The sequence below is a fragment of the Stutzerimonas kunmingensis genome, assembly GCF_900114065.1.
Taxonomy (GTDB): domain Bacteria; phylum Pseudomonadota; class Gammaproteobacteria; order Pseudomonadales; family Pseudomonadaceae; genus Stutzerimonas; species Stutzerimonas kunmingensis.
In genome coordinates this window covers 198,303-222,511 of sequence record NZ_FORS01000003.1, presented here as the reverse complement: position 1 = coordinate 222,511, position 24,209 = coordinate 198,303, and the positions used below count along the sequence as shown (strand labels likewise).

General features: G+C 64.3%; 19 protein-coding genes. 5 read left to right on the top strand and 14 right to left on the bottom strand.

Features of this window, described 5'->3' with window-relative positions:
- Positions 1–2: 2 nt before the first annotated feature.
- The 5 genes from BM275_RS09165 to BM275_RS09150 form a co-directional block, all read right to left on the bottom strand.
- Complete coding sequence (locus BM275_RS09165) at positions 3–1,922, bottom strand: sensor domain-containing diguanylate cyclase (RefSeq protein ID WP_244153869.1); 1,920 nt, start codon at positions 1,920–1,922, stop codon at positions 3–5.
- A 208-nt stretch (positions 1,923–2,130) separates the two neighbouring features.
- Positions 2,131–4,053, bottom strand: coding sequence for a sensor domain-containing diguanylate cyclase (locus tag BM275_RS09160; protein WP_090521168.1), 1,923 nt, complete (start codon positions 4,051–4,053; stop codon positions 2,131–2,133).
- Between the two features lie 130 nt (positions 4,054–4,183).
- Entirely contained in the window at positions 4,184–5,770 is a 1,587-nt protein-coding gene (locus tag BM275_RS09155) for a methyl-accepting chemotaxis protein (protein ID WP_090520738.1), read from the bottom strand.
- 123 nt (positions 5,771–5,893) lie between these two features.
- Positions 5,894–6,058: a hypothetical protein gene (locus tag BM275_RS22260; RefSeq protein ID WP_167362157.1), complete on the bottom strand. Its 165-nt coding sequence runs from the start codon at positions 6,056–6,058 to the stop codon at positions 5,894–5,896.
- 298 nt (positions 6,059–6,356) lie between these two features.
- Positions 6,357–7,940 carry a methyl-accepting chemotaxis protein gene (locus BM275_RS09150; protein ID WP_090520737.1) on the bottom strand — a complete coding sequence of 528 codons (1,584 nt, stop codon included), beginning with the start codon at positions 7,938–7,940 and terminating at the stop codon, positions 6,357–6,359.
- A 609-nt stretch (positions 7,941–8,549) separates the two neighbouring features.
- Here BM275_RS09150 and BM275_RS09145 point away from each other — a divergent pair.
- Complete coding sequence (locus BM275_RS09145; RefSeq protein ID WP_014818672.1) at positions 8,550–9,515, top strand: TAXI family TRAP transporter solute-binding subunit; 966 nt, start codon at positions 8,550–8,552, stop codon at positions 9,513–9,515.
- 120 nt (positions 9,516–9,635) lie between these two features.
- Positions 9,636–12,188, top strand: coding sequence for a TRAP transporter permease (locus BM275_RS09140; RefSeq protein ID WP_090520735.1), 2,553 nt, complete (start codon positions 9,636–9,638; stop codon positions 12,186–12,188).
- Between the two features lie 111 nt (positions 12,189–12,299).
- Here BM275_RS09140 and BM275_RS09135 read toward each other — a convergent pair whose 3' ends face one another.
- The 4 genes from BM275_RS09135 to BM275_RS09120 form a co-directional block, all read right to left on the bottom strand.
- Positions 12,300–13,529: a nucleoside recognition domain-containing protein gene (locus BM275_RS09135; protein WP_014818670.1), complete on the bottom strand. Its 1,230-nt coding sequence runs from the start codon at positions 13,527–13,529 to the stop codon at positions 12,300–12,302.
- A 414-nt stretch (positions 13,530–13,943) separates the two neighbouring features.
- Positions 13,944–14,114: a DUF1328 domain-containing protein gene (locus tag BM275_RS09130; RefSeq protein WP_003282841.1), complete on the bottom strand. Its 171-nt coding sequence runs from the start codon at positions 14,112–14,114 to the stop codon at positions 13,944–13,946.
- 109 nt (positions 14,115–14,223) lie between these two features.
- Positions 14,224–14,460, bottom strand: a complete 237-nt coding sequence (locus BM275_RS09125) for a hypothetical protein (protein WP_014818669.1) — start codon at positions 14,458–14,460, stop codon at positions 14,224–14,226.
- A gap of 179 nt (positions 14,461–14,639) precedes the next feature.
- Complete coding sequence (locus BM275_RS09120; protein ID WP_045665986.1) at positions 14,640–15,071, bottom strand: PA2169 family four-helix-bundle protein; 432 nt, start codon at positions 15,069–15,071, stop codon at positions 14,640–14,642.
- Positions 15,072–15,378: 307 nt separating this feature from the next.
- On the opposite strand from BM275_RS09120, the gene algB reads away from it, so the two are divergent.
- The 3 genes from algB to BM275_RS09105 are packed head-to-tail and all read left to right on the top strand — an operon-like array spanning position 15,379 to position 18,935.
- Positions 15,379–16,725, top strand: a complete 1,347-nt coding sequence (algB, locus tag BM275_RS09115; RefSeq protein ID WP_014818667.1) for a sigma-54-dependent response regulator transcription factor AlgB — start codon at positions 15,379–15,381, stop codon at positions 16,723–16,725.
- A complete protein-coding gene (locus BM275_RS09110) occupies positions 16,722–18,509 on the top strand; it encodes a KinB sensor domain-containing domain (RefSeq protein ID WP_023444003.1) in 1,788 nt (595 codons plus the stop codon). The genes algB and BM275_RS09110 overlap by 4 nt, the downstream gene beginning before the upstream one ends.
- A 21-nt stretch (positions 18,510–18,530) precedes the next feature.
- A complete protein-coding gene (locus BM275_RS09105) occupies positions 18,531–18,935 on the top strand; it encodes a DUF1330 domain-containing protein (RefSeq protein ID WP_090520732.1) in 405 nt (134 codons plus the stop codon).
- Position 18,936: 1 nt separating this feature from the next.
- Here BM275_RS09105 and BM275_RS09100 read toward each other — a convergent pair whose 3' ends face one another.
- From BM275_RS09100 to BM275_RS09080, 5 genes are all read right to left on the bottom strand, one after another.
- The gene (locus tag BM275_RS09100) at positions 18,937–19,725 is read right to left on the bottom strand and encodes an N-acetylmuramoyl-L-alanine amidase (RefSeq protein WP_090520730.1); all 789 of its coding nucleotides are present in this window, start codon (positions 19,723–19,725) and stop codon (positions 18,937–18,939) included.
- Between the two features lie 130 nt (positions 19,726–19,855).
- Positions 19,856–21,679, bottom strand: a complete 1,824-nt coding sequence (locus BM275_RS09095; protein WP_090520725.1) for a GGDEF domain-containing protein — start codon at positions 21,677–21,679, stop codon at positions 19,856–19,858.
- Complete coding sequence (locus tag BM275_RS09090) at positions 21,676–22,545, bottom strand: endonuclease/exonuclease/phosphatase family protein (RefSeq protein WP_041015059.1); 870 nt, start codon at positions 22,543–22,545, stop codon at positions 21,676–21,678. Before BM275_RS09090 ends, BM275_RS09095 begins: the two co-directional genes overlap by 4 nt.
- A gap of 6 nt (positions 22,546–22,551) precedes the next feature.
- Entirely contained in the window at positions 22,552–23,181 is a 630-nt protein-coding gene (locus tag BM275_RS09085; protein ID WP_014818661.1) for a thiol:disulfide interchange protein DsbA/DsbL, read from the bottom strand.
- Positions 23,182–23,363: 182 nt separating this feature from the next.
- Positions 23,364–23,996, bottom strand: coding sequence for a c-type cytochrome (locus BM275_RS09080; RefSeq protein ID WP_041015057.1), 633 nt, complete (start codon positions 23,994–23,996; stop codon positions 23,364–23,366).
- Positions 23,997–24,209: the final 213 nt, after the last annotated feature.

Below are 24,209 nucleotides of genomic sequence, written 5' to 3'. Positions count from 1 at the left end.
CCTCAGGCAAACACGGTCGCGCCATCCGGCCCGAGGTCGGCGGCCTCGACCACGCAGTTGCGCCCGCTGCGCTTGGCCTCATAGAGCGCACGGTCTGCTGCACTGAGCAACTCCAGCGGCGACGCCGCGGCTTGCGGATCGAGCGTAGCCACGCCAAAGCTGATGGTCAGGCTGACGCGCTCACCGTCGCAGTCGAGCTCAAGCCGCTCGACATCCTGCCGCATCCGCTCGGCCAGCAGCACCGCCTGCGGCCCGCCGGTTGCCGGCAGCGTGATGACGAACTCCTCACCACCGTAACGCGCCGCGAGATCACCGGCTCGCTGGCAATGCTGCTGGAGTACCGCCGCGACCCGGCGCAGGCACTCGTCGCCGAACGGATGGCCGTAGCTGTCGTTGACTCGCTTGAAGTGATCGATGTCGCCCAGCAGGACCGTCAACGGCGTGCCGTTGCGGCGTCCGCGACGGACCTCGTCTTCGAGTAGCTGATCGAACTGGCGGCGATTGGCGAGGTGCGTCAGCGGATCGGTGGAGCTCAGTCTGAGCAGCTCGGCATTCGCCAGCTCGAGACCGTGACGGACTTCCTCGAGCGCCTTGGTGCGCGCCACTACGCGCGTTTCCAGCTCTTCATTGGCACGCTGTTGGATCTGCAGTGCCTGTTGCTTGGCCTGCAGGTGCTGCTCGCGTTCGTCGGCCAGGCTGCGCGAGGTCTCCAGCGCCAGCTGCTGGGCGGCGATGCGTTGATCGCGCTCCAGGTTGATCCGTTCGGCAAGCGCCATCGATAGCAGCACGAACTCGATGAACATGCCTATCAGCTGGCCATGCAGCGTCAGCCGATTGAGTGGCATGTAGCCCCACAGCGCCAGGAGGTGAATGACGGTGAAACCCAGCAGCGTTATCCAGGCGATGCTGAACAGCCGCGCCGATACGTTGCCGCGGGCCCACAACGTGAGCGTCACCGCCAGGCTGATCAGGCAGTAGGGCAGCGCCACGTATTCCATGAACAGCCAGTGTGCATGCTCCGGAACCAGCAGCACCGCCAACACCACCGTGATCCAGTAGCAGCCCAGCACCCAGGTGATGTGCCAGACCCAGCCGCCGTACTGGCGAACCTGCAGAAAGCGTACGACGAAAAGCAGCGGAGTAAGGAAGCACAGGGTTGCCGACAGCGTGTAGAAGCGCGCCGAGAACGGCGGTGCGCCGGGCCACAACACCAGCTGGCCGAAGCCGCTCATGGTGCCGACGTAGAACATTGCGCTGAGCAGATACAGCACGTACAGCAGATAGCTGAGGTCGCGGGTGAAAATCAGCAGGCTCAGGTTGTACAGCACGATGACGATCATGCCGCCGAAGAACAGGCTGAACAGCGCCGTATCGAGCACCTTGCCCTCGATGAAGCTCGTCTCGTCGACCAGCTCCAGCGGCAGCACCATCAGCTCGCTGGCCTCCAGCTGCAGATAGACCACCGCCTGCTCGCCGGGCTGCAGGTTCAGCGGGAAGACCAGGTTGTGATCGACCACCGGCCGCTGACTGACCGCCAGCGTATCGCCAGCGACCATGGGCTCACCCCATCGGTCCTGCCGCGGGTAGTAGACGCGCAGCGTAACGCGGTCGAGCACGGGCCACTTGAGCAACAGATACCAGCTGCTGGCATTTGCCTGGAGGTTGTGCACCGGGAATCGTAGCCATGCGCCTGCTGGCTGGCGGAGCAGATTGGGTACCTGCAGCGGCTGCCAACCCCGGTCGTCGCTGCGTGCCTGGTCGAAGCCAGACTCCAGCCGGCCAAGCGCGTACTCCGGTTGGCCAACCTGCAGCCCGGGAGCGTGCCGGCTTTCGATCATCAGGCTGTCTTCGGCCACAGCCCGGCCCGGCGCAGCACCAAGCAGAAGCATGAAGCACAGGATCAGCAGTGCATTGAACGGCATCGATTTCTCATGGCCGGTAGCGCCGCCGGAATCGAGCCGGAAACGCTTCGGAAGGGCGTGGTGGTATCGGCGCGGCCCCGCCGGGCGACCGGAGCCTGAAGCGGATCATTGTATGTAACTTTTTGTATTTAGGCGCGCAGCGGGCGATCCCTTTTTCAGGGCATGCCAGCGAGCCGCGCGCACCTCGCGCAGGACCGTTTCATACCGCTCAAGCGTTGAGGGCCGGAGTCTGCTCGCCAGCATTGACCTCAGCGGCCAGAGCCACCTGGTCGCGACCAGCGTTCTTGGCCTGATAGAGCGCCGCATCCGCCGCCGCCAGCAGATCGGCCGGCGCGACGAGCGAGGGGGTCAGCGTGGCGACGCCAAGGCTGATGGTCAGCGCCACCGGCTGTTCGCCATGCTGCAGCTGCAGGTGCGCGATCGTGCAGCGGATCGATTCCGCCAGGGCGACGGCCTGTTCGGCGTCGAGCCCCGGCAGCAGGACGACGAACTCCTCACCGCCATAGCGCGCCGCGACGTCGCCGGCGCGCTGGCAGTGGGCGGCGAGCACTGCCGCGACCTGGCGCAGGCACTCGTCACCGAAGGGGTGGCCGTAGCTGTCGTTGACCCGCTTGAAGTGATCGATATCGGCGAGCAACACCGATAGTGGGCTGCCGGCGCGCCGCGCGCGGCGGATTTCCTCGTCCAGCAGACGATCGAAACGCCGGCGGTTGGCCAGCTGGGTCAGCGAATCGGTGGTGCTCAAGCGCATCAGTTCGGCATTGGCGGCTTCCAGGCCGTGGCGGACTTCTTCCAGCGCACGGGTGCGTTCGTACACCCGCGCTTCGAGCACCTCGTTGGCGCGCAGTTGCAGATCCAACGCCTCCTGCTTGGCCTGCAAACGGAGTGCGCGCTCCTCGGCCAGCGATTCCGAGGCGTGCAATGCCAGTTGCTGCGCGGCGATGCGCCGGTTGCGCTCGACGTTGAAGCGCTCGGCCAGCGCCATGGATAGCAGCACGAACTCGGCGAACATGCCGATCAGCTGGCCATTCAGCGTCCAGGCATTGAGTGGCAAGGTGCCGTTGAGCGCCAGCAGGTTGACCACGGTGAAGCCGAGCAAGGTGCTCCAGGCGATGCTGAACAACCGCGCGGACGGATTGCCGCGCATCCACAGGTTGAGCGTCACGGCCATGGTCACGACGCAATGCAGCAGCGCGACGCTGTCCATGAACAGATAGCGCGCCAGGGTCGGTGCCAGCAGCAGCATGAGCACCGCCACGCCCCAGTAGCCGGTCAGGCTGATGGACACCGCCCAGACCCAGCCGCCATAGCGGCGTATGCCGAGAAAGCGCAGGGCGAACAGCATCGGCGTGAAGAAGCACAGCGCCGCGGAAAGGCCGTAGAAGCGTGCCGACAGCTCGGGGATTTCCGGCCAGAGGTAGAGCTGGCCGAAGCCGGTAATGGTCAGCACGTAGAACACCGCGCTGAGCAGGTAAAGCACGTAGAGGAAGTAGCTGCCGTCGCGGGTGAAGATCAGCAGGCTGCAGTTGTACAGCACGATCACCAGGATGCCGCCGAAGAACAGGCTGACCAGCGTGACGTCGCGAAGCTTGCCCTCGATCAGCTGCTTTTCGTCGATCAGCTCCAGCGGCAGGGCGAGGGTTTCCCTGGCCTGCAGCTGCAGATAGACCACCGCTCGCTCGCCCGCCGGCAGCTCGAGTGGATAGACGAAGTGATGGTCGGCCAGCGGTCGGCTGCTCAGTGCCACGGCATCCCCGGCCAGCATGGATTGACCCCAGCGGTCGCTGTCCGGGTAATACAGGCGCACCGCGACGCGGTCGAGCACCGGCCATTTCAGCAGCAGGTACCAGCGCTTCGCGGCGTCGCCGGTGTTATGCAGCCGGAGGCGCAGCCAGGCACCGTCGCGCTGTTTGCCAAGGTTGGGTTTGTTCAGCCGCTGCCAGGGCAGATCCGCTACGGCGATCTGGGTGAAATCCGCGTCCGGCCTGCCCAGCAGGTATTCCACTGCGCCAACCTGCAGCGTCGCCGCCCCCCTCGTCTGCAGCACCGGCGATGGCTCAGCCGCCATCGCGTTGCCGGTCCAGGGCAGCAACGTCAGGCAGGCGAGCATCAGCAGTAAGGCGCGCATCATGTGGAATGCCTCGTCGGCGCGGCAATGGCCAGCGAAGTGCCAGCCAACCGGCGTCATTTAATAAGCGCCGACGAGCGCATGATGCCACTCTGACATCAGTCTGTCCCGTGCAAGCGACAGACTGCAGCGATCACGCCCGCCGCCGCGCCCAGAACTGTTGCACCAGCTCGAGCATGCCATCGGCCAGCTTGGCGACGCCGCAGGCGCTGCGCTGGCTGTGTAGACCGGTGGCAACGTGATTGTCCGAGCTGCCGCGGATGCTGACGATGCTCTGGGTGATCTCCTCGCTGGCCGAGCTTTGCTGATCCACCGCTGCGGCAATCTGGCTGCTCATGGCGCTGATCTCGTTGACCCGGCTGTTGATGCCGCCGAGCGAATGCTCGGCCTGGTCGGCATGGCTGACGCTGTGCTGCGCCTGCTCGCGGCTACGCTGCATGACGTCCACGGCCTGGCGCGCACCGGCCTGCAGCGAGCCGATCATGCTCTGGATATCGGTGGTCGCGCTGGATGTGCGCGATGCCAGCTGACGCACCTCGTCGGCCACCACAGCGAAACCGCGGCCCTGATCGCCGGCACGCGCCGCTTCGATGGCGGCATTGAGCGCGAGCAGGTTGGTCTGCTCGGCAATGCTGTGAATCACCTCGAGCACGCGGCTGATTTCCTGGCTGTGGCTTTCCAGCTGATGAATGACTTCGGCGGCCTGCTGGATGTCACCAGCCAGCCGCGTGATGCTGCTGCCGGTCAGGCCGACGATCTCCCGGCCGCTGGCCGCTTCGCTGTCCGCGCGGGCCGCCACCTCGGCCGTGCGCTGCGCGTTGAGGGCGACTTCCTGCACGCTGGCGGTCATCTGCCGAATCGCCGTGGCGATCAGATCGGTTTCCTGCTGCTGGCGCGAGGCGCTTTCGGTACTGCCATGCATGGCACCGAGCAGGTCGCGGGCGTGGCTGCTGAGCTGGCGGCTGCAGTCGGCGATGCGCCCGACCATGGCGCCGGCTTCGGTTTCCAGCATCTTCATGGCGAAGGCGATCTCGCCGATCTCGTCGCGGCGTCCGGTGTAGATCAACTGGCTGACCGGGTTGTGGCCGATGCGTCGTGCCTGGCGCGCCAGCTGCGTCAGCGGTGCGAGCGCCAGCGCCGCCAAGCCAGTGGCCACCGCACCGCCTAGCACGACCGCGGCGGCACCGGCGGCCAGCGGCGCACCGAGCAGCAACGCGCCGAGCGCCGAGCCTGCGGCACTGCCGAGGCCAGCCAGCAGCGCCACGCGGCCACGCAACCCGAGCCGCGAAGCGCGCAATGCGCCTGCGGCACGGCCCTCGCGCAGGCGTGCGTAAAGCACCTCGGCGGCGCGAATCTGTTCGGGCTGCGCGCGGGTCCGCACCGACTGGTATTCGACGACCTTGCCGTCGCGGCCGACGGGCGTGGCGAACGCGCTGACCCAGTAGTGATCGCCGTTCTTGCAGCGGTTCTTCACGATGCCCATCCACGACCTGTTCGCCTGCAGCGTTTGCCAGAGGTCGGCAAAGGCGGCCTCGGGCATGTCGGGGTGGCGCACGAGGTTGTGCGGCTCACCGAGCAGCTCGTCTTCGCTGAAGCCGGAAATCGCCACGAAATCCGGATTGGCGTAAGTGATGGTGCCGTTCAGATCGGTGGTGGACAGGATGTTCGCCGTCTCGCCGACCGTGACTTCGCGGCCGCTGACGGGAAGGTTGGTGCGCATAAACAGATCTTCCTTGGAAATGGGGTCTGAGTACGCGAGGCAGGTTCGGCGCCGCTTCTGTTGGCAGCGCTCGCATGGATGCGGCGGACATCCTTGTACAGGAGGCCGGTTACGGTTTGGCGATCAGCGCTCGTCCTTCTCTCCCGTGTCGGTTTCCAGTTGCTCGAGCAGTTCAATCAGGCGCCGGCGCAGCTGGCCGAGCTCGCGCGATTTGAACGAGCGTCGCGTGCGTTCCAGTACCTGAATGGTTTCTTCCAGCGCAGTGCGCAGCGTCTCTTCGGTCAGCATTGATTCATCTTTCGTGCAAGCACATGCAGGTTGAGTGCCGATCTCTGTCAGGGCGCGCCTTGCAGCGAAACGAGCCCAAAAAAAAAGGCGCCAGCCGTGGTGCACCCCCAAGGGAATGTCACGGCTGGCGCCTTAGCTATCAGGTCCGGTTGTCCTGAGCGGTAAAGCAGCTTTCGCAGCATGCGAAACTAGTGGCATTTTGCCTTTACGCGCGCGGCGTAACAAGCCCGGCGCAGACGGCGCAGGCAACATGCCGCGCCCTCTCCAGCACGCACCATTTCGGGGCATCGGCAGGCCTTCAGCCGCGCCGCCGCGTCCAGAATTGCTGCACCAACATCTCCATGCTGCTCGCCAGCTCGGCGACGCCCGACGCGCTCTGCCGGCTGCGCAGGCCGCTCTCCACATGCTGATCGGAGCCGCCGCGAATGCTGACGATGTTCTGGTTGATGTTCTCGCTGACCGCGCTCTGCTGCTCGACGGCCGCGGCGATCTGTATGCTCATCGCGCTGATCTCGTTGACCCGGCTGTTGATGCCCTGCAGCGAGCGCGCCGCCTGGGCCGCATGTTCGACGCTCTGCATGGCCTGCTCGCGGCTGCGCTGCATGACCTCCACCGCCTGCCGTGCCCCGCCCTGCAGCGCCCCGATCATGCTGTTGATCTCCTGGGTCGACTGCTGGGTCCGCGATGCCAGGCTGCGTACTTCATCGGCGACCACGGCAAAGCCACGGCCCTGCTCGCCGGCCCGCGCCGCCTCGATGGCCGCGTTCAGCGCCAGCAGGTTGGTCTGCTCGGCGATGCCGCGAATGACGTCTAGCACCTTGGTGATGTCATTGCTGTGCGCCTCCAGCTCATGGATCACGTCACCGGCTTGCTGGATGTCCTGCGCCAGTCGGCCGATGGCCGCCCCGGTACGGTTGACCACCTCGGTGCCGGTCGCCGCTTCGCTGTCCGCGCGGCTGGCTGCCTCGGCGGTGCGCTGGGCGTTGCTTGCCACTTCCTGCACGCTGACCGCCATCTGGTTGATCGCCGTGGCGACCTGATCGGTTTCGCTTTGCTGGCGTGCAGCGCTCTGCGTGCTGCTGTCCATCGCACCGAGCAGTTCGTGGGCATGCTGGCTGAGTTGACGCGAGGCATCGCCGATACGGCCGACCATGGCGCCGGCCTCGGTTTCCAGCATCTTCATGGCAAAGGCGATCTGGCCGAATTCATCACGCCGGCCGGCATAGACCAGCTGCCCCACCGGGTTGTCACCGACCCTGCGTGCCTGCTCGGCGAGGCGCTGCAGCGGTGCCAGCGCGACATAGGCCATTGCACCTGCGCCCAGCACGGCGGCAGCGGCGGTGGCCAGCGCAGCGATCAGACCCGCTCCAGCCAGCAGCGCGCCGACCACGCACGGCGCGGCACCCAGCGCCGCCAGAAGCGCGACGCGACTGCGGGCGCTCAGCGGTGCACGGCGCAGCGCGACCGGTGGACGCTTGTTGCGCAACTGCGCGTACAGCTGCTCGGCGGCTGCGATCTGAGCCGGCGCGGGCTTGGTGCGTACCGATTGGTATTCGACGACCCGACCGTTGCGGCTGATCGGCGTGACGAACGCGCTGACCCAGTAGTGATCGCCGTTCTTGCAGCGGTTCTTCACCATACCCATCCATGAGCTGCCGCCCCGTACGCTCGACCACAGGTCGGCGAAGGCCTCGGTGGGCATGTCCGGGTGGCGGACGATGTTGTGGTGCTGACCAAGCAGCTCGCTTTCCTCGAAGCCGCTGATCTTGATGAAGTCCGGATTCACATAGGTGATGTCACCGTTGAGATCCGTGGTGGAAAGAATATTGGCGGTGTCGCTGATGGAAACGTCGCGGCCAGTGACCGGCAGGTTCATGCGCATGGTGGTCTCGTGAACAAGGCAAAGCGTGTTGTTCTTCTCCGCCACGGACGTCTCGGTCGATGCACCTTTTCGGTACCTCGTGCACTCCCTGCCAATATCGCCACCCTGCGGTGATCGCTCCTTGCTGCGGACGGCGCAGCGGGTCGTTTGTATCGGTTTTGTAGCGCCGAAGACGGGCACGAAAAAAGCGCCAGCATTGATCCACCCCTCTGGATGGCCCCTGATGGCGCTTCAGTCGGCAGGCCCGTGGTCCTGTCCGATCAGCAAGTCTCCTCGCCTGGAAACTGATATCAGAGTGATATCATCGATCTCGACTGGCAATGCGACTGAAGTCCTACTCCGCCGGTCGGCTTTTCCAAGCAACATATCAATAAGCCATCAAAGCTGTACAGATAATACAGTCTGTACAGTATTTGTACATAAAAATATGACACCTCACGCGCAACCCTTCTGCCGTAGTCCGGTCCTAGCAGTGGGACGCGACGCTTGCCCGGATCGACATGGCAGGTCCGCTGGCTGTTACCGACGCGGTCGCCTGCTAGACTCAAGTTCCGCGCAGACTCACAAGGGATGCCGGGAATCCGAAAACAACCAAAAAGGAGTGCATCCATGAAAGGCAAATCCTTGGCATGGATCTTTACCGCTGCTCTGGCGGGAACCGGCCTGAGCGCAGTGGCACAGGCGCAAGAGAAGTTCGTTACCATCGGCACGGGCGGCCAGACCGGCGTTTATTACGTTGCCGGGCAATCGATCTGCCGCTTCGTCAACCGCAACGCGGAAAACATCAAGTGCAACGCGCCGGCGAGCGGCGGCGGCGTGGCCAACGTCAACGGCCTGCGCAGTGGTGAGTTCAACTTCGGCATCATGCAGTCGGACCATCAGTACAAGGCGATGGAAGGCGTGGCGCCGTTCGAGAAAGAAGGCAAGATGGACGACATCCGTGCCGTCTTCTCGCTGCAGAGCGAAGTCTTCACCGTGCTGGCGCGTCGCGACGCCAACATCAAGGGCCTGGATGATCTGAAGGGCAAGCGCGTCAACATCGGCAACCCCGGTTCTGGCCAGCGCGACACCCTCGAAGAAATCATGAAGGAAAAGGGCTGGGACAAGTCGGCCTTCTCCCTCGCCGCCGAACTGAAGCCGGCCGAACAGGCCAGCGCTCTGGGCGACAACAACATCGACGCCATGACCTACTTCGTCGGTCATCCGAATGGCGCCATCCAGGAAGCCACCACCACCGTCGATGCAGTTCTGGTGCCGATCACCGGCCCGGAAATCGACAAGCTGCTGGCTGCCAAGAGCTACTACACCAAGGCTGAGATCCCTGGCGGCCTGTACAAGGGCAACGACCAGCCGACGCAGTCCATCGGTGGCAAGGCCGTGCTGTCCACTACTGCCAAGGTCGATGCGGAAGTGGTCTACCAGCTGGTGAAGTCGGTGTTCGAGAACATCGAGCGCTTCCAGCGTCTGCACCCGGCATTCAAGGATCTCAAGCCGGAAGAGATGATCGAAGTCGGCCTGAGCGCGCCGCTGCATGAAGGCGCCGAGCGTTACTACAAGGAACGCGGCTGGCTGTAAGGCTCAGCGGGGCCGCGTCGCGGATGCGGCCCTGAACGTCGATGCCTTAGCCGAAAACCCGTGCGCCGTATGGCCACGGGTTTTCGCGGTTCCGTTACCTGAAAAAACAGGCCTCAATTCATGCAAGACAAACAACTTTCCACCGAGGAACTGATCGCCCAGGATGTCGGTGCGCGCTTGCCCGAAGGCCCGATGGCCGCGGTCATCGCCGGGCTGGCGCTGCTCTGGTCGCTGTTTCAGCTGTGGATCGCCTCGCCGCTGCCCTTCGTACTCGGGTTCGGCGTGCTGAACGACACCGAGACCCGCTCGATCCACCTGGCGTTCGCGCTGCTGCTGGCATTTCTGGCCTACCCGGCCTTCAAGAGATCGCCCAGGGACCGCGTACCGCTGTTCGACATCGCCCTGGGGCTGATCGCTGCCTCCACCGCCGCCTACCTGTTCATCGTTTACGAACAACTGGCGCAGCGCCCCGGCAACCTGACCACCATGGACCTGATCACGGCCTGCCTCGGCATTCCGCTACTGCTGGAAGCCACGCGCCGCGCACTCGGCCCGCCACTGGCGATCATTGCCCTGGTGTTCCTCGTCTATAGCGTCGCCGGTCCCTGGATGCCCGGCCTGCTGGCCCATCGCGGGGTGAGCTTCACCGCGCTGGCCAACCACCAGTGGATCACCACCGAAGGCGTGTTCGGTATCGCCCTGGGGGTTTCCACCAGTTTCGTCTTTCTTTTCGTACTGTTCGGCGCACTGCTCGAACGTGCCGGCGCTGGCCACTATTTCATCCAGCTGGCGTTCAGCATGCTCGGGCATTTCCGCGGCGGTCCGGCCAAGGCCGCGGTCGTGGCGTCCGGTATGACCGGCCTGATTTCCGGCTCGTCGATCGCCAATGTGGTGACCACCGGTACCTTCACCATCCCGATGATGAAGCGCACCGGTTTCTCGGCCGAGAAGGCCGGTGCGGTGGAAGTCGCCTCATCGGTGAACGGCCAGATCATGCCGCCGGTGATGGGCGCCGCGGCATTCCTGATGGTCGAATACGTCGGCATCCCCTATGTCGAGGTGATCAAACACGCGTTCCTTCCCGCGTTGATCTCCTATATCGCGCTGGTCTACATCGTCCATCTCGAGTCGCTCAAACTCGGCCTCACCGCATTGCCGCGGGCCAACGTCGCCAAGCCGTGGATGCAGCGCCTGATTGGTTTCGCCTTCGGCGCGGCGCTGATTTCCGGCCTGTCCCTGGGCGTCTATTACGGTCTTGGCTGGCTGAAACCGGCACTTGGCGATTCCGCGCTTTGGGTCATCGGCGCGTTACTGGCATTGGTCTATCTGGGCCTGCTGAAGATTGCCGCAAGCAACCCGCCACTGCCCCATGAAGACCCTGACGCTCCGCTAGAGCAGCTGCCCGAGACGCGTCCGGTGCTGCTCTCCGGCCTGCACTTCCTGCTGCCGGTGGTGGTGCTGGTCTGGTGCCTGATGATCGAGCGGCTGTCGCCCGGCCTGTCGGCATTCTGGGGCTCGGTGATGCTGGTGATCATCCTGCTCACCCAGCGGCCGCTGCTGTCGATGCTGCGCAAGGACGGGGCCCACGAGCACGGCACCTTCATGGATGGTGTCGTCGATCTGCGCGAGGGCCTGATCGCCGGTGCGCGCAACATGATCGGCATCGGTATCGCCACAGCGGCGGCGGGCATCATCGTCGGCGCGGTATCGCAGACTGGAGTCGGTCTGGTGCTGGCCGATCTGGTCGAGCTGCTGTCGATGGGCAACCTGCTGCTGATGCTGTTGCTCACGGCCTTCCTCAGCCTGATCCTCGGCATGGGCCTGCCGACCACCGCCAACTACATCGTGGTGTCCAGCCTGCTGGCGCCGGTGATCGTGGCGCTGGGGCAGCAGAATGGTCTGATCGTGCCGCTGATCGCGGTGCACCTGTTCGTCTTCTACTTCGGCATCATGGCCGACGTCACGCCGCCTGTCGGCCTGGCATCGTTCGCTGCCGCAGCGGTGTCCAAGGGCGACCCGATCAAGACCGGTATCACCGCCTTCTACTACAGCCTGCGCACGGCGGCTCTGCCGTTCCTGTTCATCTTCAACACCGACCTGCTGCTGATCGACGTGGACCTCTGGCACGGCGTGCTGATCTTTGTCGTGGCGACCATCGCCATGCTGATCTTCGCCGCCGGCACCCAGGGTTACTTCCTGGTGCGCAGCCGCTGGTATGAAAGCCTGTTTCTGCTGCTGGTGGCCTTCACCCTGTTTCGCCCGGGATTCTGGATGGACATCATCCACGACCCCTATCGCGACATCGAGCCAGCCGCGCTGGTCGAGACGCTGGAACGGGTGGAAGAAGACAGTCAGCTGCGCCTGCGCGTACTGGGTGAGGATGACGTGGGCGACCCGCGCGAGTTCGTCGTGCTGCTGGCAATCCCTGACGGCGAAAGCGGTGAGGAAAAGCTCGAGAAGATCGGCCTAATGACTTACGAGGACGATGGCAAGGTCCTGATCGATAGCGTGACCTTCGGCAGCCCGGCCGCCGAGGCGGGCCTGGAGTTCGACCAGCAGATCCTGCGCGTTCGCGCACCGACTGATCGCTGGCCGAAGGAATTCATGTGGATTCCGGGCTTCCTGCTGTTCGGGTTGATCGTCTGGATGCAGCGGCGCCGCCGACAGCGCTGACTGCAGTCGCTGCAAGAGAAACCCCGGCCACAGGACATGTGGTCGGGGTTTCTTTTTTTAAGCGCTATAAACGCCCGTCAGATTCGGAGCCGGGCAGTGCGCGGCTTCGGCTCAGCCGAAGAACCAGTAGCACACGGCAATCGCGGCGATGATGCCGGCCAGATCCGCCACTATCGCGCAACCCACCGCATGGCGCGCGCGCTGGATGCCTACGGCGCCAAAGTACACCGCCAGCACATAGAAGGTCGTCTCGGTACTGCCCTGTACCGTCGCCGCCACCAGTGCCGGGAAGCTGTCCACGCCCTGACTCTGCATGGTCTCGATCAGCATCGCTCGCGCCGCACTGCCGGAAAACGGTTTGACCAGCGCAGTCGGCAGGGCATCGACGAAGCGCGTGTCCCAGCCCAGCGCCTCCACCATCCAGCGAATGCCTTCCAGACCGAAATCCAGCGCGCCGGATGCACGCAGGGCGCCGATCGCACAGAGCATAGCGATCAGGTAGGGCAACAGGCTTTTGGCGACATCGAAGCCTTCCTGTGCGCCCTCGACGAACGCCTCGTACACCGGCACCTTGCGCAGCGCGCCGACGACCAGAAAGGCGATGATCAGACCGAACAGGGTCAGGTTGCCCAACAACGAAGACAACGACGCCAGCGCCGTCGCCGACAGCCCGGCCAACAGCGCCATGAAGCCACCGAGCAGCAGCGCACCGGGGACGAAGTAGGCCAGCACGACTGGGTCCCACAGGCGCAGCCGCTGCACCAGTGCCACCGCCAGCAGGCCGGCCAGCGAAGACGCACTGGTCGCCAGCAGGATCGGCAGAAAGACCAGGGTCGGGTCTTCCGCGCCCTGCTGTACGCGGTACATGAAGATCGACACCGGCAATAGCGTCAGCGACGAGGTGTTGAGCACCAGAAACAGGATCTGCGCATTGCTGGCCACGGTCGGCAGCGGATTGAGCTCCTGCAGCGCGCGCATCGCCTTGAGGCCGATTGGCGTCGCGGCGTTGTCCAGTCCGAGACCGTTGGCGGCGAAGTTCAGGGTGATCAGTCCCAGCGCCGGATGGCCTGCCGGCACTTCGGGCATCAGGCGACGGAACAATGGCCCGAGCAAACGCGCGAGGAGTTCGATGAGCCCGGCCTTTTCCGCGATGCGCAAAAAGCCCAGCCACAACGTCAAGGTGCCGAACAGCACGATCATCACTTCTACGGCCAGCTTGGCCATGGCGAACAGGCTTTCCACCAGCGCGGCGAACACTGCAGGGTCGCCACCGATCAGCCAGCGCCCGAGGGCGGCAACCGCGGCGATCAGAAAAAAGCCCAGCCAGAGGCCGTTGAGCATGTCGTTCTCCCGTCGAAAGCTGGATGCGATGATAGCGGTGCGGGCGCGCACGGGTCATCCGCAGATCAGCAGGCGGTAAAGACAGCAGGAGGTGGAAAACGATGAGATGGATTGCGAAAGGCGATATGAAGCGGATCAGACATTTGTTGCTGCATGCCGGGAGCGATAGCGCCCCCGGCCGCAGCTTCACAGAACCCGGTCCGATTAGGAGGTACTCCCTGTACCTCTAGGTCGCTCCGCGATGCAGAACAACCCGACCCCCTGGTTCCCCCCGCTGAGGGGTGAAGCGCGCGGAGCGGTTAGGCCCGCGCGCTCTGGATCACCTTCGAAAGCCGAACATGACCCGGCGAAATTGGCTTCCCATGCCGCTGAAACTCCTCAATCAGCCGCCCTTGCGGGCGGCCATCGATTGCATCACACGCGTGGTCCGCGGCCGCGGCCAAAGATCAGCGACGCTACGAACAGAACCAGGAAAACCACGAACAGGATCTTGGCGATACCCGTTGCAGTGCCAGCGATACCACCGAAGCCCAGTACCGCAGCGATGATGGCGATGATCAGGAAGGTAATGGCCCAACTCAGCATGGTGTGACTCCTCTTGTTTCAGGAACGGTTCTCAGCGGATCGGTCAGTCCGATCGGCATCGAGTGTGTGAAGCATCCTTGCTGATTCGCTTGCACGTCCCCTTCGTTGCTCAGAATACCCAGCGCTGTTCAGAAGGCGCCTGGCGATAGTCGATGGTCTGCGGCGCTTGGCCGGTCCGCATGAGCTCAATAGGTTGAGCGTCATACATGCCGATTCGTTCCGCTGAATTCTGTTGCGCCTGGCTGAGCGGTTGCGACAGCGGGCGCTCGGCACCCATGATCAGCATGACAACCGCAGCAGAGAGGAACCCCTTGCTGGCCAATGAAAAGCGGGCTTGGCGATTCATCCTCAACTCCTTCTAAGCGTGGCGACGTCGTTTCGTTGAGTGAGACATTGCAGGCGCCGTGCCAGGCTGCACCACTATTTAAAATGCTTAAAAATCAATAGCTTAGATATAATGGCCAGCATTGCATCAACTCAATTTGCATGAGCACCCCAGCAATGCCGGGCGTTTTGCACGAACGCTTAATGCCTGGCTTGCTTGAGGTGGCACATGCGCTCGTGACAGGCACGCAGCTTCGGCAGCTCGATGGCGAGCAGTGCTCTGATATCCGGCTCGGCGTCTCCTACAGCATCCTCGAAGGCGTGCAGAATGTTCGCTTCGGTCTGCTCCAACTGGTCGACATAGGCGGTGTCGTGGTCGCCGATGCGTGATCGGGCGTCGGCATAGAGCTCGCGCATCCGGCCGGTCAGCGTCCCGCCCTGCGACGGGTGCTCATGGTTGGCTGCAACCTTCACGCTAAGGGCCTGGATGATCTGCGTCTTGGCCTGCGCCAGATCGCGAAACAGGTGCTGCAGCTCGACGTCCTTTACTTCGTCGGCGGCATGCTGGTAGAAACGCTGCCCGTCGCGGGTGATCTCGATGAGCTCATTGAGCTGATTCATGGACTGATTCATGACACCTCCTGCATGGTTGCGACAGATTCGCCACACGCCCGCTCGGCGGGAAGTGACGCCCTGTGTTCAGGGTCGCAAGCCCCATGCCAGGCCGGCGCAAGCGTCAGCGGTAACCAAATCAGCCACTTGGGCGATTCCATTGCAGGCGTCGGAGTGCAGCATGCAGGAAAGCCGTGCTGACACCGTGCAACTTGCAAGACTTTTCATAGACTAAGGTCTCGCCAGCAACGCAACGGCGCCGCCCGGCGCTCGACACACATAATCCGAGCAATTCAGCGACCGATACGCCTTTTGATGGGGAGCATCCATGGACCAAACGACGGACAACGGCGGGCGCATCCTCCTGGTGGATGACGAAGCGGCGATCCTGCGTACCTTTCGTTACTGCCTGGAGGACCGCGGCTACACGGTCATGACTGCAGCCAGTGCGGCGCAGGCCGAGGCCATTCTGCAGCGTCAGGTATTCGACCTGTGCTTCCTCGACCTGAGACTTGGCGAAGACAATGGCCTGGACGTGCTGCAGCAGATGCGCCTGCTCGCGCCCTGGATGCGCGTGGTGATCGTCACCGCCCATTCGGCCGTGGACACCGCCGTGGACGCCATGCAGGCCGGCGCCGCGGACTACCTGCTCAAGCCATGCAGCCCGGAACAGCTCCGCCTGTCCGCCGCCAAGCAGCTGGAAGTCCGCCAGATGGCGGCCCGACTGGAAGCGCTGGAAGGCGAGATGAAGCAACGCAGCGACGCCCTCGGCTCGCACAGCCCGGCGATGATGGCCGTGCTGGAAACCGCGCGGCAGGTGGCAGACACCGACGCCAATATTCTCATCCTTGGCGAATCGGGTACCGGCAAGGGCGAACTGGCGCGTGCCATCCACACCTGGAGCCGGCGCTCGAAGAAGGCCTTCGTCACCATCAACTGCCCGTCGCTGTCCGCCGACCTGATGGAAAGCGAGCTGTTCGGACACAACCGCGGCGCCTTCACCGGCGCGACGGAGAGCACGCTGGGCCGGGTCAACCAGGCCGACGGCGGCACGCTGTTCCTCGACGAGATCGGCGACTTCCCGCTGGCGCTGCAACCCAAGCTGCTGCGCTTCATCCAGGACAAGGAGTACGAGCGGGTCGGCGACCCGGTCACCCGCCGCGCCGATGTGCGCATCCTCGCGGCGACCAACCTGAACCTCGAAGAAATGGTGCGCGAGGGCAAGTTCCGCGAGGACCTGCTGTATCGCCTCAATGTCATCACCCTCAACCTGCCGCCCATGCGCGAGCGCCCCGAGGACGTGCTGACCCTGGCCGAACGCTTCCTCGCCTCGTTCGTGAAGAACTATGGCCGCCCTGCGCGCGGTTTCAGCGATGCGGCGGTTGCTGCACTGAAGACTTACCGCTGGCCGGGCAACGTGCGTGAACTGCGCAACGTGGTGGAGCGGGCGAGCATCATCTGCCCGCAGCAGATGATCGAAGTCAGCCACCTCGGACTGGGCGAACAGGTAGGCAGCAACGCGCCACGCATCGGTGAGCCGCTCAGCCTGGAGGCGCTGGAGAAAGCCCATATCGCCGGCGTGTTGAGCACCAGCGATACTCTGGATCAGGCCGCGCGCATCCTGGGTATCGACGCCTCGACCCTCTACCGAAAACGCAAGCAGTACGGCCTATGAAACTCCAGATGAAGCTGCGGACCCGCCTGTTTCTCGGCTTCTCCGCGCTGATGACGGTTGCGCTGCTGGGCCTGCTGCTGGCGCTGGTCAGCGTCATGCAGATGGCCAAGAGCCAGGAACAGCTGATCCGCAACAACTTCGCCATCATCGAGATCAACCAGCAGCTGCGGCAGACGCTGGGCAACCACCTGATCGTGATGCTCACCGACAGCGGTCGCAGTGAAGCGCTGGAACCGCTGAGCCAATCGTTTCAGCAGACGCTCGAACGCGGCATCGCCGAAGCCAGCGACGAGACCGACCGGCAGGCATTCCAGGCCGTCGCCAGCGCCTACGCCAGCTTCCTGCAGCAGGTCGATGCCGCCCGCAACCAGAACCTGACGCTGCTGGAAGACAATCCGCTCAGCCAGGCCTTCAATCAGGTGCGCAGCCTGATGACCGACATGCAGCGCACGGCGTACGACAAGATCCGCGATACCGAGCTGCGCAGCCGTGACCGGGCATCGCTGCTCGCCGGGCTGCTGGGCCTGACGGCGATCGCGGTACTGCTGATCGGCTTCATCACCGCGCACAGCTTCGCCCGCCGCTTCGGCGAACCGATCGAACGGCTGTCCGCCGCCGCCGACCAGATCGGCCGCGGCGACTTCAACATTTCCCTGCCGACGCCGCACATCGCGGAGCTGTCCTCGCTGAGCCGCCGCTTCGGCCTGATGGCTCAGGCGCTGCACGAGTTCAAGCAGACCAACGTGGAGGCGCTGGTCAACGGCCAGCAGCGTCTGCAGGCACTGCTCGATAGCATCGACGACGGCCTGCTGATCGTCGACCGCGACGGACGCCTGGAGCACGCCAACCCGGTCGCCCAGCGGCAGCTGGCCTGGGAGAACGAGCACCTCGGCTCGACTCTCGGCGAAGCGCTCGGCTACCCGGACCTGGACAATGCCGCGCGGCAGGTGCTGGACGACAAACCACTGTCCGACCCACCCGAAGACCTGATCATCGAGGCGGACGGCGAACGCCGCCTGCTGGCCTGGCGCATCAGCCCAGTGAGCCACCACGACGGCAGCATCAGCGGTGCGGTCATGGTGCTGCACGATGTCACCGATCAACGAACCTTCGAGCGGGTGCGCAACGAGTTCGTGCTGCGGGCCTCCCATGAGCTGCGCACGCCGGTCACCGGCATGCAGATGGCCTTCAGCCTGCTGCGCGAACGCCTGCGCTACCCGGCCGGCAGCCGCGAGTCGGACCTGTTCGACACCGTACACGAGGAAATGCAGCGACTGGTCCGGCTGATCAATGACCTGCTCAACTTCTCGCGCTATCAGAGTGGCCAGCAGAAGCTGGAGCTGGAGCAGTGCCACATCCCCGAACTGCTCGAGGCCGCGCGTCAACGCTTCGAGGTCAACGCCGCCGAACAGGAGGTTCAGCTCAAGCTGGAGTTGCAGCAGCCGCTGCCGACGCTGATGCTCGACCGCCAGCAGATCGAGCGGGTGATGGACAACCTGCTGAGCAATGCCCTGCGCCACACGCCCAAGGGCGGCGAGGTTCGGCTGCTGGCGCGGCACCACGGCGAGCGGATGATCCTCAGCGTCGAGGACAACGGCGAAGGCATTCCCTACAGCCAGCAGGCGCGCATCTTCGAGCCGTTCGTGCAGATCGGTCGCCGCCGTGGCGGTGCCGGACTGGGCCTTGCCTTATGCAAGGAAATCGCTCAGCTGCATGGTGGGCGTATCGGCGTGCATTCACGGATCGGCCACGGCACCATCTTCTACGTTGCGCTGCCGATCTGACAGCGCCATCGAGGAGGCCACATGCCGAGCCTGAACCCCAGCCCCGAACAGCTCGCCGACTTCGCGGCGTCGATGCCTTCGGGCGTGCCGATCCTGATGCTCAACCTGCTGCGTTATAACGACCAGGCGACCTATCCGCCAGGTAGCCAGCACAGTCCGTGCAGTGGTCGCGAGGCCTACGCGCGCTACAGCCGCGTGGCGCTGGCCAAGGTGCAGGCCAGCGGTGGCGCGGTGGAAGTCAGGGCCAAGGCCCATGCCGCGCTGATCGCCCCGCCGGACGAGCAGTGGGACGACCTTCTGCTGGTCAGCTATCCATCCAAGGAAGCCTTCCTGGCGATGATCGGCGACAGCGACTATCAGGCTGCAGCCGAGCACCGTAGCGCAGCGCTGGCCGACTCGAGACTGATCGGCACGACCCGCTACTGAGTCAGCGCCCCGCCTGATTGCCGAGCACCTGCAGCATCGCGGCGGTCTCGGCATCGGGTTCGCCGTCGAAGCGAGCCGGGCGGTATTTCATCTGGAACGCAGCGATCACGTTACGCGTCTCGTCGTCCAGATGGCCGTGGCGCGGCACCCGGTAACCCTGCGCCGCCAATGCATCCTGGAACCAGGCGATCGTCGGCAGCCCGGCCGATGCATAGCGCATCCGCTCGGCCGCCACCGCATCGGCGTCGGGCCAGAGCAGCAGCCCCTCCTCGGCCAGGCGTTTCCAGGGGAACAGCGGCCCCGGATCGACCTTGCGCTGCGGAGCGATGTCGCTGTGGCCGATGATGGCGCCCGGCTTGAGGTCGTGACGCGCCATGATGTCCTTGAGCAGCACCACCAGCGCGTCGATCTGCTCCTCGGAGTACGGATACCAGAGCCGGCGCCCGTCGGCGCTTTCCACGTAGCCGCGGTTGACCAGCTCGATGCCGATCGATGTGGCGTTGAGCCAGGTGCGCCCGTTCCACTCACTCTCGCCGGCATGCCAGGCGCGGCGGTTTTCATCCACCAGGCGGTAGATGGTCGCCGGCGATTCGCCGATCAGGTAGTGGCTGCTGACGTCGCGGCCGCTAAGCAGCTGCAGCGAACGGGGCAGGTCGGTCGAGGTGTAATGCAGGATGATGAACTGGGCGCGGCTGTCGTGGCCGGTCGAGCTGTAGCTGGTATCGATGCGCGGACCACTGGCGCAACCGGCCAGCAGCAGGAGCATCAGGACGGCGGGGATGGTTTTCATCGGGACGACCTCTGTGTCGACGGCGAAATGACGCAGATGAGCAGCAGCCCGTTGCGAGGGGCTCCGCTCATGTCGGTGCGGTGAGGGGCGTGATTATACCGGGCGATCGGGACCGGGCCAGGGCAGCCGGTCAGGCCGCCTCGACGCGATTGCGCCCCGAATCCTTGGCCCGGTAGAGCGCGCTGTCGGCACGCTCGAAAGCGCGCTCGGTGCTGTCACCTTCGCTGAACGCGGTCAGGCCGGCCGAGAGCGTGATGGCAACGCGCTCGCCCTTGAAATGGAACGGACAGCTGCCGATCGACTCACGCAGCGACTCCATCAGTTGCAGCCCTGCCTCATAGGGCGTGTTGGGCAGCAGCACAACGAACTCCTCGCCACCGAAGCGGGCGATGAAATCGGTCTTGCGCAGACGCTTGTGCAGCTCGGTGCCAATGATCTTCAGCACCCGATCACCAGCCAGGTGACCGTAGCCATCGTTGACCCGCTTGAAGTGATCGACGTCCAGCACGGCCAGCAGCAGGTCGCCGCCGTAACGTTGCCAGCGGGCGAACTCGAGCTCCAGGCGCTCGTTCCATGCCGCCCGGTTGGGCAGGCCGGTCAGCGGATCCTGCAGCGCTTTCTGACGCTGCTCCTCCAGGTGCCCGCGCAGGCCGCGTGCTGCCTGTTCGAGGCTGCCGACCCGGCTGACCAACTGCTGCAGGCGCTCACCGAGCTTCTGTTCCTGCTCGCTACGCTGTTGCCGGTAGGTGTCCACCGTGGTCAGCAGGCCATCCAGGCGCGCCTCGACCACCTGCTTCAGGCTGGTCAGATCCTTGGCCTGGCGCATGCTGTCCTGCAACCCGCCGACCTGTTCTCGCAACTCCGCATCCAGCGCCTGAGCGGCGTCGCGTCCTTCGCTATGCCCCTGGTGCGCGGCGAGGAGATTTTGCTGCATCGCAGTCAGGCGCTCGTTGAGCGTTTGCAGGTAGTTTTCGAAATCCCGCTGCCCCTGGTCGCTGAAGGCGATCATCAGCATCGCGAGATCGTCCAGCACCGGCACCAGCTCATACCAGTTCAAGCCGTGCTGGATGCGCGCCCGCAGCGTCTGCAGTTGCGGCTGGTGCTGTTCCGGCAGATGAAGGCTGTCCAGCAGGCTGCCGAGGGTCGCCTCCACGCGGTCCGCGACGACGCTGAACGCGGGCTCCGGCGAATCCGGCAGGGCATACGCAGCAGCGTTCTGCTCCGCCTCGGTTTCCGCGATCGCTTCTTCGGCGGCCGGTGCCTCGGCCGGCGTCTCGGCAAGCGGCATGCCCTCGAGCACCGGGGCAGCCTGAACGGCAGACTTGGGCAGCCCTAGCGCTTCCACTACTACCGGGCCAGCGTCGACCTCATTGACTGCGGCAGGCGGCGGGGTTTCCTCACCCCGCTCGGCTGCAGGCGGCGCCAGCGGCATGTCCCGCCCGCCAAACAGACGCTTCAGAAAACCGCTCTGCTGCGGCGCCGCCAGCCCCTGCAGATCCAGCACCTGGCCCTGCAGGTCACTCAGCTCGCCGAGCAGCACCGGCAGCTCACGCAGCCTGGCGGCACGCTGGTCCAGCTCCTTGGCAAATCGCTTGAGCGGCTTGCGCAGCTCCGCCGGCACCGACATGCCCAGTAGCTGGGAGACCAGCCGATGCAAAGCCTCGGTCAGGCGAACGGCCCGTTCCTGGCGGTGGCGTTCGGATTCCAGCACAGCCTTTTCCAGGCGCGGCACCAGCAGGCTGAGCCCCTCATCCAGATCACCGTCGCGGAGGATCTCTCGCATTTCGTGCAGGCAGCGCTCGACCGCGGGATCGGCACCCTCCACCGCCAGGCTGCTACGCACCAGGCTGCGCCGCAGCAGATCGACGCGCTGCTCCCAGCGCGCTTCGAGCTGCTCCTGCCGCTCGGCGAGCTGAAGATACTTTTCCTTCCAGCGTTCGACTTCTTCGCTCATTTCGTTTCTTGTACCTGTACCGGCAGGGAATCGGCCTGAAGCGAGTCCGGCAAACGGATCTCCACTGCCACCGGCAGATGGTCGGAGATCGGCAGCGCCAGCACATCGACGCGTTCCAGCGTCAGGCTCGGGCTTAGCAGAATATGGTCCAGACAGCGTTGCGGTCGCCAGCTCGGGAAGGTCGCTTCGATCTGCGGCGCGAGCAGGCCGAGATCACGCAGCGGCGAATTTTCCAGCAGATCATTGGCGTGGGTATTCATGTCGCCCATCAACACCTGATGCCGGTAGCCGCCAATCAGCTCGCGGATATAGGCCAGCTGACGCGTCCGCGCTCCGCCTCCCAGGGCCAGGTGCATCATCACCACCACCAGCGCGTCCGGTCCCTCGCCGAAACGCAACAGAATCGCCCCGCGCCCCGAAGGGCCAGGCAGCGGGTGATCCTCCAGGCCTTGTGGTTCGAGCCGGCTGAGGACGCCGTTGCTGTGCTGGGCGAAACGCCCGAGATTGCGATTGAGCTGCTGATACCAGTAGGGAAAGGCGCCCAGATGGGCGAGGTGCTCGACCTGATTGACGTAACCGGAGCGCAGGCTGCCACCGTCGGCTTCCTGCAGGGCGACCAGGTCATAGTTACCCAGTACTTCGCCGATGCGTTGCAGGTTGCTGGCGCGACCGGGATGCGGCAGCAAATGCTGCCAGCTGCGCGTCAGGTAGTGGTGGTAGCGCTCGGTGCTGATGCCAACCTGGATGTTGAAGCTAAGCAGCCTTAGCCGCCCATCGGCGGGCAGCCCGCTACTGGCCAGGCACTGCGAATTGACGCGCGCCTTGCCTGGGCCGGCAAGGCGCGGAGCGCTCCAACGGCGCAGCATCGCGGGTTACCGCGCTGCGCGTTCTTTTTCGATGAGGAAGTCCGCCACCTGCAGCGTACGCTCCGGGCCGCCAGACGAGCCGAGGTCGAAGCGGTACTTGCCGTTGACGATCATCACCGGTACGCCGGTGATCTGATAAGCCATGCCGAGCTTCTTCGCCTGCTCAACCCGGCCACGTACACCAAAGGAGTTGTAGGCCTTGAGAAACGCCTGCTTGTCGATGCCCTGACCGGCGAGGAAGTCAGCCATTTCCTCGGGAGTGGCGAGCTTCTTGCGCTCCTGGTGATAGGCGGCAAACACCGCGTCATGCACCTTCGGCTCGACACCCATGGATTCCAGGGCGATGAACAGCTGCCCATGCGCATTCCAGATGCCACCGAACATGGCCGGAATACGCTTGAACTGGACGTCATCCGGCAGCTGTTCGGCCCAGGGCTTGATCACCGGTTCGAACTGATAGCAGTGCGGACAGCCATACCAGAACAGCTCGACCACCTCGATCTTGCTCGGGTCGGCAACGGGGACCGGGCTGCTCAGCTCGACATATTCCTTGCCGGCCTGAAACTCCGCTGCCTGGGCTGCGACACCGAACAGGCTCGCAGCGGCAAAAACGGCAGTGAGTAGGAAATTGCGCATGAAATACTCCTGTTTACGACGGACCGATGGCGCAACAGGCTGCAGCAAAACGTCAGGACTCGCCAGCGTTTTTCATCCGCGCGTGTAAAGCCGTGACGAAGATTGTGTAGCCAGGCGTGAAAACGCAAAAGGGCGCCGGAGCCAACGGCCCCGACGCCCTTCTGTTCAACCTGCCGCTGTTATCAGTGCAGGCCCTGGATGTAGCTGGACAGCGCTTCGATGTCCTTGTTGCTCAGCTTGGCGGCGACGCCACGCATGATCATGGTGTCGCCGTCGTTGGTGCGATTGCCTTCGCGGAAGTCGGTCAGCTGCTTGGCGGTGTACGCCGCGTGCTGCCCACCCAGCTTGGGGAAGCCAGCCAGGTCGTTGCCGACACCGTTGGGTGCGTGGCAACCGGTGCACGCCGGCATGCCCTGATCGAGCTTGCCACCACGGAACAGTTTCTCGCCCTGCTTTGCCAGAGCCGGATCGGCGTAACCAACACTGCCCTTCTGGCTTGAGAAGTAGGCGGCGATGTCTTCCAGATCCTGATCGCTCAGCGGGTCCAGCATACCGGTCATTTCCAACACCTTGCGACCTACGCCTTCCGCGGCACCCGGTGTGCTGCCAGCCTTGATGTCCTGCAGTTGCTTGAGCAGGTAACGCTCACCCTGGCCAGCCAGTTTCGGGAAATTCGGCGCCGGGCTGTTGCCATCGACACCGTGGCACGCACCACACACTGCAACTTTGCCCTGACCAGCTTCGGCGTCTCCAGCCGCGTGGGCCATACCGGTGATGCCAAGGGTCAACAGCAGACTCACGAGTACTTTGTTCATCAGCTAATCCAACTACGGCTAAGGGTTTGAAAGGAATTCATCGGGTCGCGCACGGCCATCGAACCGGGGCGACGCTCGTTATAGTGGCACGCTGGGCATCCGCATTGCGGTGGCAACTACCGCCGCACCGGCGTCCGGATCAGGCTGAACACCACACGTGGCCCGATATCAGGCCAAAGCGCACATAAAAACTGCGGCATTATATACTCCCGT

What these genes read in the sequence shown, in the direction of transcription:
- BM275_RS09165 (WP_244153869.1), bottom strand. Translation starts at nt 1,922, where the DNA reads ATGCCGTTCAATGCACTGCTGATCCTGTGCTTCATGCTTCTGCTTGGT.
- BM275_RS09160 (WP_090521168.1), bottom strand. Translation starts at nt 4,053, where the DNA reads ATGATGCGCGCCTTACTGCTGATGCTCGCCTGCCTGACGTTGCTGCCC.
- BM275_RS09155 (WP_090520738.1), bottom strand. Translation starts at nt 5,770, where the DNA reads ATGCGCACCAACCTTCCCGTCAGCGGCCGCGAAGTCACGGTCGGCGAG.
- BM275_RS22260 (WP_167362157.1), bottom strand. Translation starts at nt 6,058, where the DNA reads ATGCTGACCGAAGAGACGCTGCGCACTGCGCTGGAAGAAACCATTCAG.
- BM275_RS09150 (WP_090520737.1), bottom strand. Translation starts at nt 7,940, where the DNA reads ATGCGCATGAACCTGCCGGTCACTGGCCGCGACGTTTCCATCAGCGAC.
- BM275_RS09145 (WP_014818672.1), top strand. Translation starts at nt 8,550, where the DNA reads ATGAAAGGCAAATCCTTGGCATGGATCTTTACCGCTGCTCTGGCGGGA.
- BM275_RS09140 (WP_090520735.1), top strand. Translation starts at nt 9,636, where the DNA reads ATGCAAGACAAACAACTTTCCACCGAGGAACTGATCGCCCAGGATGTC.
- BM275_RS09135 (WP_014818670.1), bottom strand. Translation starts at nt 13,529, where the DNA reads ATGCTCAACGGCCTCTGGCTGGGCTTTTTTCTGATCGCCGCGGTTGCC.
- BM275_RS09130 (WP_003282841.1), bottom strand. Translation starts at nt 14,114, where the DNA reads ATGCTGAGTTGGGCCATTACCTTCCTGATCATCGCCATCATCGCTGCG.
- BM275_RS09125 (WP_014818669.1), bottom strand. Translation starts at nt 14,460, where the DNA reads ATGAATCGCCAAGCCCGCTTTTCATTGGCCAGCAAGGGGTTCCTCTCT.
- BM275_RS09120 (WP_045665986.1), bottom strand. Translation starts at nt 15,071, where the DNA reads ATGAATCAGTCCATGAATCAGCTCAATGAGCTCATCGAGATCACCCGC.
- algB (WP_014818667.1), top strand. Translation starts at nt 15,379, where the DNA reads ATGGACCAAACGACGGACAACGGCGGGCGCATCCTCCTGGTGGATGAC.
- BM275_RS09110 (WP_023444003.1), top strand. Translation starts at nt 16,722, where the DNA reads ATGAAACTCCAGATGAAGCTGCGGACCCGCCTGTTTCTCGGCTTCTCC.
- BM275_RS09105 (WP_090520732.1), top strand. Translation starts at nt 18,531, where the DNA reads ATGCCGAGCCTGAACCCCAGCCCCGAACAGCTCGCCGACTTCGCGGCG.
- BM275_RS09100 (WP_090520730.1), bottom strand. Translation starts at nt 19,725, where the DNA reads ATGAAAACCATCCCCGCCGTCCTGATGCTCCTGCTGCTGGCCGGTTGC.
- BM275_RS09095 (WP_090520725.1), bottom strand. Translation starts at nt 21,679, where the DNA reads ATGAGCGAAGAAGTCGAACGCTGGAAGGAAAAGTATCTTCAGCTCGCC.
- BM275_RS09090 (WP_041015059.1), bottom strand. Translation starts at nt 22,545, where the DNA reads ATGCTGCGCCGTTGGAGCGCTCCGCGCCTTGCCGGCCCAGGCAAGGCG.
- BM275_RS09085 (WP_014818661.1), bottom strand. Translation starts at nt 23,181, where the DNA reads ATGCGCAATTTCCTACTCACTGCCGTTTTTGCCGCTGCGAGCCTGTTC.
- BM275_RS09080 (WP_041015057.1), bottom strand. Translation starts at nt 23,996, where the DNA reads ATGAACAAAGTACTCGTGAGTCTGCTGTTGACCCTTGGCATCACCGGT.